Consider the following 13,443-nt stretch of genomic DNA (forward strand, 5'->3'; position numbering starts at 1 on the left):
GACGAGCGAAGCGTTTATGCCCTTGGGTAATTCCCAACACGGTGAACAACAATTAGCTCCCTTATTGGGAACCCAACCTACATGATTCAATTTGCATGATCGGCAACAGCCGATCCTTACAAAAGCACCTGAAGGACAGGCAAATCATGAAAGTGCTGATCATCGGAAACGGCGGCCGCGAACATGCCCTTGCATGGAAGGTGGCCCAGGATCAAAGCGTACAACAGGTTTTTGTTGCCCCCGGTAATGCCGGAACCTATCTTGAACCTGGTATTACTAATGTCAGTATCGGCGTTCTGGAGCTGGACAGACTGGTCGCTTTTGCTAAAGAAGAAGCCATTGACCTGACCATCGTTGGTCCCGAAGCTCCCCTGGTGGCAGGTGTTGTTGATCGTTTTGAGGCAGAAAGCCTGAATATCTTTGGCCCGACACAGGCGGCTGCCCAGCTTGAAGGCTCCAAGGCATTTACCAAAGACTTTCTCGCCCGCCATAAGATTCCAACCGCTGACTACCAGAACTTTACCGAAATCGAACCCGCCAAAGCCTATGTGCGTGAAAAAGGCGCTCCGATTGTTGTTAAGGCTGATGGTCTGGCAGCCGGTAAAGGGGTCATTCTGGCACAAACGGAAGAAGAAGCCTTTGCCGCTATCGACGACATGCTGGCTGGCAATGCCTTTGGTGAGGCCGGACACCGGGTGGTGATCGAAGAGTTTCTGACCGGCGAAGAAGCCAGCTTTATTGTCATGGTCGACGGTAAAAATATTTTACCAATGGCCACCAGTCAGGATCATAAAGCCCGTGACAACGGCGACAAAGGTCCAAACACGGGTGGTATGGGGGCTTACTCACCCGCGCCGGTGGTCACACAGGCTATTCATGACCGCGCCATGAAAGAAGTCATTATTCCGACTGTGGAAGGTATGGCGGCGGAAGGCAATGTTTACAAAGGCTTCCTGTACGCCGGCCTGATGATTGACGCTGAAGGGACACCCAAAGTACTGGAATACAACTGTCGTTTTGGTGATCCGGAAACCCAGCCAATTATGATGCGTTTACAATCCAGCCTTGCTAAGCTGTGCTTTGCCGGAGCCAGGGGTGAGTTGGATTCAGTGCAGCCTAAGTGGGACTCTCGCACTGCCTTGGGGGTTGTCATGGCAGCTGGCGGATATCCTGCCAGTTACCGCAAAGGCGACCTGATAACAGGTATTAACGATGCCAACAATGACGACTGTAAGGTATTCCACGCAGGCACCCAGCTGGAAGGTAAAGATGTATTAACCGATGGTGGCCGGGTACTCTGTGTGACGGCGCTTGGCGGCTCTGCCGGAACGGCGCAAAAGGCCGCTTATGAAGGTGTTACAAAAATTCAGTGGAACGACGTTTATAACCGAACAGATATAGGCTACCGTGCCATTGCCAGGGAAGAAGCATAAATCGGTATCAGATCAAACCAGCTCTGTTACTTTATCGTAATGACCGGATGAGAACCGGATAAAAGTTTCTGTGATCAACCAAGGGAAAGATCTGGCTGGTGAGCGTCATCCGCCAGATCACCTCAGAGCTTATTCTCCGGAACATTTCGGTGTCATAAGTTTTTGACAAATGAGTAATAACACAGGAGCTTTTTATGCCTAAGTCGCGTCATGGCTCTCCCCCCTCTGGCAAGCTCGATCGCTTTGCTGAAGGCAATGTCTTACATTTAACCAACCCCGAAAAGTTTCAAAATACGACAATAATACCGGGTGCTCGCTATATCCCTGCTAATAGATCCACATCCTATGGGGCAACCGGCTATTTTTCAGGTTATGTCTTTCGGGCTGACGAAAATCCTCCTGAAATTATTTTCAAAAAGGGGATTGTAAAGCACTCACCAGTCGTCTCAATGAGTCAGGTTGAGGTAATAGCAGGGGCAACCAGCACCGGGTCAAGGTGGGATCTGAGCATTTGTACACACGTTTGCGCTCAGGCTGCTGCCATGCATGACGAAATCTGTGGTTTTGACGAATTACTTGGATACATCTACCTTTTGGACGCTATGGATATTTCTGGTTATACCGTTTTTACCCATCGCAGCACCGGCCCAATGGCAAAAAGGTTTCCCATTATGCAGGAAATAGATGAAGTCAACTTTATGCATGGCATCCCAAACACCAGCGTTATAGGTGCTGTATCGGATGTAGAACCGTCATGGTTTTGTCCGTTGCAGTTTCACTGGGACCAGGAACCCAAAGAACTTTGGCTGACTGTAAATACTGATTATCAAGGAGGCATAGAGGGGGCCAGGGAAGTTGTAGACCTCTTTAATGCATCTGAGGCCGAGGAAGATGCCCGTTGACACTCGATCAACGCTTCAACACCCTCCCGGGTATTTTTATCGGTCAGGTATCTCCCGAGACGATAAGAGGAGAACATATACCCAAGGTAACCTTCAAACGAGCAAAGATTTATATACTGTTCCTTCCTGTTTTTATTGATGCCAATATCAATCAGCTCAATCTTGCCAATCCGCTTGATTTCACCAGACTCGTATTCTACTTCGACATGAATATTTTCAGGAGACAACGACGTATAATGATCCGGGTTTTCTTTCATGATTTGCAGCATTTCCATCACGGCTTCAGCCACAGGTTCCAACTTATCCATCACGCTCGCATCCATCAGCCTGTTCACATTGAGATAAATGGTCGGATCAGTTGGGTTATCAAGGTTAAATCCGTAGATGCCCAGCTCAAGAAGTACTTTGGTCAGCGATACACCTTCACTTTTCTCCGCTAGCCGGAACATGCCCGCCGGATCACAGTACAGGTATTCTGGAACAGAGAATGCTCCGGGCTTACACTCCATCCAGAACTTTGAACTCTCAATATCCTTTAATACAGAGTTCAGAGATTTGTCATTAGGGTGGGTAATTTTAATCACTTTGCCTGGTTCGTCCCCGGATTGACTAATGACTTCGTAAACTCCGGAGTTTGATCCTATTCCAAGAAGGTTGCTCTTAAACGTTATGCTCTGATTATCTCCGTACCGAAAGCTAATGGTATTATCAGGAGCATTGGCCGCTCCCGGTTTCAGTTCCGCAGCAATTTTCTTCATATAGTCGTTTAATTCGCTTCCATTTCGGGGCCGCTCAATGACCTTATCGTTTATAATTAAACGCTGGCAATTTCCAGCCACCTCATCAGAATCGAAGTTTACAGGCTTTTTAGGCTTGGTTTTCTTCAATTCGATCGGTCTTTTAGTGCTTAATACACCGCTATCCGACCCGGCAGACTTTTTACAAGACTCACTACTGAGTCCCACCACACTGGTATATCGCTCAGGAGCAGCGGTCTTTTCTACCTGAAGTGACAACCAGCTTGCACTTCTTTCAAGCTTTGAGAGAGCTGCATCAGAAGAAGGGAATATTGTGGCTCCCGGGCGCTGTATACCATCCATGTTCGACTTGTCCTTATCATCTTATACTTTTCTTCCGGACAGACGCATTTAACCCCCTGCTGATCAGAGGGCAGTTACAGGTTTGCCCGACTACTGGTTAAGACAAGGAAAAGATAAAAACGTTCAATATCATTGTCGCCCCCCTCTCTAACCACACTGACCGTGCAGCTGACTTTTTAAATCCTCGTAAAAAAAGAAGGGCATCTCAACAAGTGTAAAGTATTGACAATTTAGTATTACCCGGCTTTTTATCAGACACCTGTTGCGTATAATCAAAGCTAATAAGAAAAAGGAATTTCGTGGTTGTTATGGCTTTATTATCACGACAACTCTCTCATTTAGCCGCTCTGGCCGCACTGCTTATCCTGATTACAAGTGCAGGCATATTACACGCACACCCAGTCCCTCTGAATTCTGACATTGCCATACTGTTTGATCCGGACAGCAAACTGACTATCAAAGAGGTCAGCTCCGAACGTTTCCAGTTTCGCTTTGAGCCATGGCAGAAAGAATCATTCAGTTTTCGACAGCAGAAAGGCAGTGCCTGGCTGCGGATACCACTCTCTCCCAGTCAGCCAAAACCAAAGGAAACAGACCTGTTAAGTGTTCAGGCTCTCAGCACTGTCAATCTTAATGTGTACAAGGTTTACGGTAACCGTATTGAGCCAGTTACCGTCCATTACAACAGTCACCTTAATAACCATCTGTTTAATCTGTCAGGTTCGGAGCAGGCAGGATTTCTCTATATAAATACCGATGCCCGCAGCATTCGTACTCTGTACCTGAACGTCGGACCCGCCGGTCATCTGCTAAAACATCTGGAAAGTCTGAATTCCCACAGCGGCTGGCTTTTTGCTCTTTTTGCAACTATCGCAGGCATCAACCTGATTGCCTGGCTTAAAACCCGACACCAGCAAACCCTGATGATGGCGCTGTCCAGTACAACCATCATCAGCATTATGCTGCTGTGGCATGGTTATGTTCAGTGGCCCTTCAGCACCAGCGATGCAGTACCACGAACGCCGTTGTCTATATTGTTGCTCATTGCCACTTTATTGCTGGTGTCCGGTATCCGTCATTCCTATGAATCAAGAACCCGGTTACTAAATGGCTATTTCACCAGTATTGTCTCGATATTGATTCTGACCGGCGCCAGCATTCTTCAGGGTGTAGCGCTGTCCAGCGAAGTTCTGCTGACACTGATACTGGGTATCGGCATTTCCTGCTGCCTGACCTACCTGATCTCCAGAAGCAGGCACCCTGTCGGCGCTAATACACTGGTCGCTGCAATCATGGCTATAGCCCAGCTGGTTGCCCTGTTGTCGATTTCGGGTGCTGTCAGCCTGAACTTTATTGAAACCACGTTAGTTCTGGCTCACTGTCTGGCTATCTCTATGATCATTCTCACTTGTGAACCGTTGCTCAGACATCCCTTCCCAAGACATCCCTTCCGAAGACACTATGATACTGCCCATAACGTGGGCAAATTGTCTGCCGGCAGCACCATGACAAAACCAGCGAGAAGCATCGATTTTACTGTTTTTGACGCAATGGGACATGAACTAAGAACACCACTGAATGGGGTTCTGGGACTGTCTGAACTACTGCAAACCACGCAGCTGTCACAAAAACAGAGTGAATACCTGTACACTCTGCAAAGCTCGGGCAATGACTTAAATAATCTGGTGAATCTGCTGTCTAACGCCTGGCAGGAGAACTCGCCAACTGAAATGACGCTGTACAATCCACAGGAGCTGATCAGCAACAGTCTCAGCAAATTTTCCCATCAGGCCGAGCAAAGCCAGGCAGAAATTATCAGCTCAATCGATTCCAGTGTCCCTCATTACAGTGAAGGAAGCCCTGCCATGGTTTCTCTGCTGCTGGAAAGCATACTGACTCATGCGTTTCAGCATCTTGAGCAGGGCGATATTGTCCTGAATGTTACAACCGCTGGAAATAAACATCAGCAGATTATTTTTGAAATACATCTGGATCATTCTCACAAAGTACTGAGTTCATTTGATCAAAAGATGAGTTATAAAGCGTACAGAAACAGCATGGGAATGGAGCTGAGCCTGTTCCTTGCCCTGCAGCAAACGGCGCTTGGTTCTTCAAATATTCCAGAACTCAGTGACGACCTGAAGCGCTTCAGGTTTGCCGTTGATCACTCAGCACAATCACACTTTGGTAATAAAGCAGACGATGATCGCCTGTTCTACTCCTGCCACTCTCTCAAAGTACTGATCGTAGACGACAACCTGACCTGCAGGCGGGTACTGGCAGAACAGTGTTCACTGCTAGGGCTAAACTGTATCGAGGCAGGATCAGGCCATGAAGCTCTGGCCATAATCAGAAACGAGCATCACCTTAAACGACAGTTTGACGGCATTATCCTGGATCAGGATATGCCGGGAATGAAAGGCATCCAGCTGTTAGAGAGGGTTGCCGAGGAACTCCCTGAAGCAGAAACTCCTTCGGTCATAATGCTTTCTGGCACCAGCAACCCGCCAGACTATGCTCAGGCTCAAAAGCTTGGTATTCAGGTTATCCTGACAAAGCCGGTTACCCGCTTTACCCTGAAAAAAGCACTGTCGCAAACCATCGACAGAACAAAGCAGCCTGCCTGCAAAATCAGGCCGCAGATTAAAACGACTGAACCAGCTTAATCAGTGGTAATCCTGAGATAACTCATGCACCGCATGAATAAATACCGCTGCTTTTTCCGGCTCTACAAACTGATGAATACCGTGTCCAAGATTAAAGACATGCCCTGTGCCAGAACCAAAGCCCTGAAGGATGCTGCCCACTTCCTGACGTATACGCTGATGAGAGGCATATAACACCGACGGATCCATATTGCCCTGCAAGGCTACCTTGTCACCCACCCGGTTCCGGGCATCATCAATAGACGTTGTCCAGTCCAGTCCAAGAGCATCCGTTCCTGTTTCTGCCATCCACTCCAGCCACTGCCCGCCATTTTTGGTGAACAGAATCACCGGCACCGGGCGACCTTCGTTCTCCCTGACCAGCCCGGAAACAATGTTCTGCATATAGTTCAGAGAAAATTCCCGGTAACAGTCCGGAGACAAAACACCGCCCCAGGTATCAAAAATCTGAACCGCCTGGGCTCCGGCTTTTATCTGGGCATTCAGATACGCTTTAACGGAATCAGCCAATACACTCAACAACTGATGAAGCGCCTGAGGCTGGTCGTACATCATCGCTTTTATACGTCGAAAATCTTTGCTGCTGCCACCCTCGACCATATACGTTGCCAGTGTCCACGGACTACCGGAAAAGCCTATCAGGGGAACACGCCCATTCAGCTCACGCCGAATGACCCGTACTGCATCCATCACATAGCCAAGGTCTTTTTCCGGGTCAGGAACACTTAACTGTTCAATATCGGCAGGTGTCCTCACCGGCTTTTGAAACCGGGGGCCTTCACCGGTTTCAAAATAAAGCCCAAGCCCCATAGCGTCAGGAATCGTCAGAATGTCAGAGAACAGAATCGCAGCATCCAAGGGAAATCGTTCCAGCGGCTGCAAAGTGACTTCACAGGCAAACTGCGGGTTCTGACACAACGACATAAAATCGCCCGCTTCCTTCCTGAGCGCCCGGTATTCAGGCAGGTAGCGCCCGGCCTGTCGCATCATCCAGACAGGCGTTACATCGACCGGTTCCCGCAACAGAGCCTTTAACAGACGATCATTTTTTAATTCAGTCATTTTTACCTCTGACTCTGACCCGAAGCTTTTTTTACCGTGAAAATTTTTTCATCACCGGAGGTGACGAAAAAATATTTCATTCGCTCATGGCTGTTTATTCAAACATCCAAATAATCCAGAATGCCTTCGGCAGCCTGTCGTCCTTCCCATATTGCCGTCACAACCAGATCTGAACCCCTGACCATATCGCCCCCGGCAAAGACTTTCGGATTAGAAGTCTGGAAGCTGAATTTCGCCTGCTCCGGTGCTACTACACGACCACCTTCGTCCAGCTGAATATCGTGGTCTTCAAACCATGTGGCCGGGCTTGGGCGGAAACCAAAGGCTACCAGCACGGCATCCGCTTCCAGGATTTCCTCACTGCCGGGAATCACCTGTGGACGACGGCGACCGTTTTCATCCGGTTCCCCCAGTTCAGTAGACACCAGTTTAATGCCTTCTACCTTGCCATTACCGACAATTTCAACGGGCTGACGATTGAACAGGAACTTCACACCTTCCTGTTTGGCATTGGTTACTTCACGACGGGAGCCGGGCATATTCTCTTCATCGCGGCGATAGGCACAGGTAACACTGGCAGCCCCCTGACGAATGGAGGTACGGTTACAGTCCATAGCCGTATCACCACCACCGAGTACCACCACCTTTTTACCTTTCAGGTCAATAAAATCCGCTTCGTCCTGCTCATGACCAAGGTTACGGTTTACATTGGAAATCAGGAACGGCAGGGCTTCATAAACACCCGGCAGGTTTTCGCCCGGAAAGCCGCCTTTCATATAGGTGTAGGTACCCATACCCATAAATACGGCGTCATACTCCTTCAACAGCTCAGCCATCTGCACATCTTTACCAATCTCCGTATTCAGCTGGAACTCAACGCCCATCTCGGTAAAGATTTCACGACGACGGCTCATTACATGTTTTTCCAGTTTGAATTCCGGAATACCGAAGGTCAGAAGCCCGCCAATCTCAGGGTATTTATCAAATACCACCGGATTCACACCATTGCGTGCCAGAATATCGGCACAGCCCAGACCAGCAGGACCAGCGCCAATAATGGCCACCTTTTTATCCGTCCACTCAACCTTCGACATATCCGGACGCCAGCCCAGCGCCAGTGCCGTATCCGTAATGTATTTCTCGGTAGCGCCAATGGTAACGGCACCAAACCCGTCATTCAGGGTACAGGCACCTTCACACAGACGATCCTGTGGACAGACCCGACCACAGACTTCCGGCAGGCTGTTGGTCTGGTGCGACAACTCCGCCGCTTCAAACAGGTTGCCCTCTGACACCAGTTTCAGCCAGTCCGGAATATAGTTGTGTACAGGGCATTTCCATTCACAGTAAGGATTACCGCAGGAGAGGCAGCGATGCGCCTGCCGCTTTACCTCGGTTTCACTGAATGGCTTGTAAATTTCTACAAAGTCCTGCTTTCGGGCTCTGAGTGTTTTTTTCTCAGGGTCTTTGCGGTTCACTTCCACAAACTGGAAGTTATTGTTTAATCGGTTGCTACTGTAATGTGACATTCTGTCTGACCTCATTCGCTGTAATCGTTAACGTTTATGCAACACGTCTGCAAAGCGCCCTATTCAGGACGCCCGCGAGTGGTTGCCAGCAATGAGTCCAGATCCGCAGCCTTGGGCTTCACCAGCCAGAAACGACCACGGTAATCATAGAACTCTTCATACAGCTCTCGTCCCCATTCGCTGCCGGTTTTGTTGGCGTAATCTTCCAGCAGTTTCATCAGGTGCGACTGGTACATTTCCATGCTTTCGGTATCAATACGGTGAATCTCTACCAGTTCATGGTTGTAACGGTCTACAAAGTGGCGGTGCAGATCGAGTACATAGGCAAAACCTCCGGTCATGCCCGCGCCAAAGTTGTGGCCCGTCTCTCCCAGAACCGCGACCAGACCACCGGTCATATACTCACAACAGTGGTCGCCTGCCCCTTCGACAACAGCAGTAGCACCGGAGTTACGAACGGCCAGTCGCTCACCTGCACGACCAGCGGCGTACAATTGTCCGCCAGTTGCGCCGTATAAGCAGGTGTTACCGATAATAGAGGTTTCATTGGATTTGAAGGTACTGCCCTGTGGTGGACGAATCACCAGTTCACCGCCCGTCATGCCCTTACCCACGTAGTCATTAGCATCCCCTTCCAGATGCATGTTCAGACCACCGGCATTCCACACACCAAAGCTCTGTCCGGCAGAACCGGTCAGGTTCAGCTGGATCGGGTTGTCGTCCATACCGTGATTGCCATAGCGTCTGGCTATTTCCCCGGATAAACGAGCGCCGATAGAACGGTCACAGTTGCCAACGGTATAAGTGAACTCACCACCCCGGCCACTTTCAATAGCGGCCAGACAGTCTTTCACCATCTGTTCTGCCAGTTCACCTTTATCAAACGCGGGGTTACGCTCGACCTGACAGGTGTGTGGCTTGTCTTCCGGAATCAGGTCACTACCGAGAATGGCGCTTAAATCCAGATGCTTCTGTTTGTCGCTGACACCCGGCAACTGCTCCAGCAGGTCAGTACGGCCAATAACCTCCTGCAGACTGCTGACACCCAGTTTTGCCAGAATCTCACGAACTTCTGTGGCCACGAACGTGAAGAAATTCATGATCATTTCAACAGTGCCGTTGAAATGGTTGTCGCGCAGATTTTTATCCTGGGTCGCCACACCGGTCGCACAGTTATTGAGATGACAGATTCGTAAGTACTTACAACCCATAGCAATCATGGGAGTCGTACCAAAGCCATAACTTTCAGCACCAAGGATGGCTGCCTTCACCACATCCAGACCGGTTTTCAAACCACCATCCGTCTGCAGACGCACCTTACCCCGCAGATCGTTGCCACGCAGAGTCTGGTGCGCTTCACTCAGTCCCAGCTCCCAGGGAGAACCGGCATACCGAATAGACGTCAATGGACTAGCGGCTGTACCACCGTCATAACCGGAAATGGTAATCAGGTCAGCATACGCCTTGGCAACACCGGCAGCGATAGTACCTACGCCGGGTTCAGAGACCAGCTTCACTGAAATCAATGCTTCCGGATTCACCTGTTTAAGGTCAAAGATCAGCTGTGCCAGATCTTCAATAGAATAAATATCGTGGTGGGGTGGCGGGGAAATCAGCGTGACACCCGGTACCGAATGGCGCAGACGGGCGATCAGGCGATTCACCTTACCACCCGGTAACTGACCGCCTTCACCCGGCTTGGCACCCTGTGCCACTTTGATCTGCAACACTTCAGCATTGACCAGATAATGAGGGGTTACACCGAACCGACCCGAGGCAATCTGTTTGATTTTGGAAACACGATTGGTGCCATAGCGATTCGGATCTTCGCCCCCCTCACCAGAGTTAGAGCGACCACCCAGGGTGTTCATGGCCTGTGCCAGCGCTTCATGGGCTTCCGGAGACAGTGCGCCCAGACTCATTGCGGCAGAGTCAAAGCGTTTAACGATATCCCCCACAGACTCAACCTTTGCAAGATCAATCGACTGCCCTGTTTCTTTCAGGGCAAACAGATCACGCAGGGTGGCTGCCGGGCGCTCATTCACCAGCTTTGAGTACCGGCGATACTCTTCGTAATCCCCAGTTTTGACAGCTTTCTGTACCTGCTGTACCACGTCGGGATTGAAAGCATGGTATTCACTGTCGTGTACATACTTAAGCAACCCGCCCTGCTGGATAGGCTTGCGTTTTTTCCATGCGTCATTCGCCAGCAGCAACTGTTCATACTGGAACTCAGCAAAACCAGCGCCTTCAATACGACTCTGAACGTCTTTAAAGCACAGATCAACGACTTCAGTCGCCAGACCAATGGCTTCAAAAAGCTGTGCCGCACGATAGGAAGCGACGGTGGAAATACCCATCTTGGACAGAATTTTCATCAAGCCCTTATCAATGCCTTTACGGTAGGACTTATAGGCATCCAGAGGGTCAGCCAGTACCTCACCGGAACGAATCTGGTCGTTAACGATTTCATAGGCAAGGTACGGATAGATAGCGGTCGCACCAAAGCCCAGCAACACCGCAAAGTGGTGAGAGTCACGGGCAGTGCCTGTTTCCACCAGCAGGTTAGCGTCAGAACGAAGCCCTTTGTCAATCAGCCGGTGATGAACAGCACCGGTTGCCATTGCCGCATGAACGGGCAGTTTGTCTTCAGCAATATCACGGTCAGTCAGGTGAATAACGACCTTGCCATTTTTAACCGCTTCTTCAGCCTGGTTACAGATAAATTCAATGGCGGCTTTCAGGCCCACAGCCGGATCGTAATTCAAATCAATACGTTCCACCTCCAGATCGTCCATCTGATGGTGGGCGTTGATCAGGTTCAGGAATTTAGTGGTCGACAGAACCGGAGATTTCAGGACAACCCGGTTAGCCAGCTCTGGTGATTCCTGAAACAGGTTTTTCTCACGCCCCAGACAGGTTTCCAGCGACATAACTATCGCTTCCCGCAACGGATCGATAGGCGGGTTAGTCACCTGGGCAAACTGCTGACGAAAATAGTCGTAGACTGAACGGGTCCGGCCAGACAGTACCGCCATAGGTGTGTCGTCACCCATGGAGCCAACCGCTTCCTGACCGTTCTCTACCAATGGGCGAATCACCTGATCCCGCTCTTCAAAGCTGACACCAAACAGCTTCTGATGCGTATTCAGGGCTGGCGTATCGAGATGTTCGATCCGGTGTGCGTCTTCACGGAAATCTGATCGGATACGGTAAGAATATTTCTTCAGCCATTGCTTGTAAGGCTGACGGTCTTTCAGCTGTTCATCAATATCGTGCGCCTGCAGCAGTTCACCCGTCTGGGTATCAATCGCCAGCACCTCGCCCGGGCCAACACGACCTTTGGCCACCACGTCTTCCGGTTTGTAATCGTAAACGCCAATTTCAGACGCAACGGTCAGATAACCGTTACGGGTAATCACCCAGCGGGATGGTCGCAGTCCATTACGGTCCAGGGCGCATACGGCTTTGCGACCATCAGACAGTACCAGTCCGGCAGGGCCGTCCCAGGGCTCCATATGCATGGAGTTGTACTCGTAGAAAGCACGCAGCCCGGGAGCCATGGTATCAACATTCTGCCAGGCAGGCGGAATCAGCATGCGGATCGCCCGATACAGGTCCACACCTCCCGTCACCAGCAACTCCAGCATATTATCCAAAGTGGAAGAATCGGACCCTGTGCGATTGACCAGCGGGTTAACCTGATCCAGCCCCGGCAACAATTCTGACTGGAACTTCTTGCGGCGTGCCTGAGCCCAGTTGCGGTTCCCCATAATGGTGTTGATCTCACCATTGTGGGCCAGCAGACGGAAGGGCTGGGCCAGTTTCCAGCGAGGCATGGTGTTGGTAGAAAAACGCTGATGGAAGACACAGATGGCGGTTTCAAAACGCGGATCGCCGAGGTCTTCGTAGAAGTTGGCAAGATCCACCGGCATCATCAAACCCTTGTAGGTGATCACGCGGGTCGAGAGGGAGCAGATATAAAAGTCGTCATCGCTTTCCAGCGCCATATTGGTAAAACGGCGCGCCATATACAATCTGGCGGAGAAAGCCACATCATCCAGATCCGCATCACCGATAATAAACACCTGCTCAATAACAGGCAGCTGCTCCAGTGCAATGGGTCCCAGACACTGGTTGTTGACTGGGACTTCCCGCCAGCCTGCAACAGACAACCCCTGATCAGCCAGATCATGTTCAATCTGACGGCGAGCCGTTTGTGCTTTATCTTTATCCTGGCTCAGGAAAATCATGCCAACGGCATACAGTTCTGGCAGAGGTTTGCCAAACTGTTCTCTGGCAATGGTACGGAAAAAGGAGTCAGGGGTTTGAATCAAAAGACCACAGCCGTCGCCTGTTTTACCATCGGCTGCAATCCCCCCCCGGTGTGTCATGCAGGTGAGTGCTTCAATTGCGGTCTTCAGGAGGTCATGACTTTTGTTCCCCTCCATATGGGCAATAAGGCCGAAACCGCAGTTATCCCGAAACTCCCCAGGATTATACAGACCTGATTTCATAGGCAATTTTCATCCACTCAGTCGTCAGTCGTTTGTTATAGGGTTCGAGTGCTGTCTTCCTGACATTGATGACTGCTGATTGAGAAACACTTCCGTTTTTAACGAAAACAACTCATGACCCGACGCCGGTTAATGGCGCAGACTTCTTACAGCAGAGGCTGGCAACCTTTCCTGATAGCAGACAATGATGAATTATTATGATTGAGAAGCCGCCATCTGAAGCAACAACTACCT

Annotated in this window: 7 protein-coding genes; 3 read left to right on the plus strand and 4 right to left on the minus strand. The window is 50.1% G+C overall.

Translation table 11 applies throughout. The features are described from left to right. Positions 1–146 precede the first annotated feature (146 nt). Both purD and V5J35_RS07045 read left to right on the plus strand, forming a co-directional pair. Positions 147–1,433 (plus strand): phosphoribosylamine--glycine ligase, encoded by a 1,287-nt coding sequence (gene purD / locus V5J35_RS07040; protein WP_354010567.1) that lies wholly within the window; start codon positions 147–149, stop codon positions 1,431–1,433. 194 nt (positions 1,434–1,627) lie between these two features. Then, positions 1,628–2,335 (plus strand): hypothetical protein, encoded by a 708-nt coding sequence (locus V5J35_RS07045; RefSeq protein ID WP_354010568.1) that lies wholly within the window; start codon positions 1,628–1,630, stop codon positions 2,333–2,335. Here the strand turns inward: V5J35_RS07045 and V5J35_RS07050 are convergent. Further along, positions 2,260–3,435 (minus strand): hypothetical protein, encoded by a 1,176-nt coding sequence (locus tag V5J35_RS07050; RefSeq protein ID WP_354010569.1) that lies wholly within the window; start codon positions 3,433–3,435, stop codon positions 2,260–2,262. The genes V5J35_RS07045 and V5J35_RS07050 overlap by 76 nt on opposite strands. 308 nt (positions 3,436–3,743) lie before the next feature. On the opposite strand from V5J35_RS07050, the gene V5J35_RS07055 reads away from it, so the two are divergent. Next, entirely contained in the window at positions 3,744–6,101 is a 2,358-nt protein-coding gene (locus V5J35_RS07055) for a response regulator (protein ID WP_354010570.1), read from the plus strand. On the opposite strand, the gene hemE is transcribed toward V5J35_RS07055, so the two are convergent. The 3 genes from hemE to gltB all read right to left on the minus strand — a co-directional run bounded on the left by hemE (position 6,102) and on the right by gltB (position 13,209). After that, a complete protein-coding gene (gene hemE, locus V5J35_RS07060) occupies positions 6,102–7,163 on the minus strand; it encodes a uroporphyrinogen decarboxylase (protein ID WP_354010571.1) in 1,062 nt (353 codons plus the stop codon). A gap of 98 nt (positions 7,164–7,261) precedes the next feature. Beyond that, positions 7,262–8,692, minus strand: coding sequence for an FAD-dependent oxidoreductase (locus V5J35_RS07065; protein ID WP_354010572.1), 1,431 nt, complete (start codon positions 8,690–8,692; stop codon positions 7,262–7,264). A 59-nt stretch (positions 8,693–8,751) separates the two neighbouring features. Further along, entirely contained in the window at positions 8,752–13,209 is a 4,458-nt protein-coding gene (gltB, locus tag V5J35_RS07070; protein ID WP_354010573.1) for a glutamate synthase large subunit, read from the minus strand. Positions 13,210–13,443 lie beyond the last annotated feature (234 nt).

The sequence above is a fragment of the Endozoicomonas sp. NE40 genome, from assembly GCF_040549045.1.
Taxonomy (GTDB): domain Bacteria; phylum Pseudomonadota; class Gammaproteobacteria; order Pseudomonadales; family Endozoicomonadaceae; genus Endozoicomonas_A; species Endozoicomonas_A lisbonensis.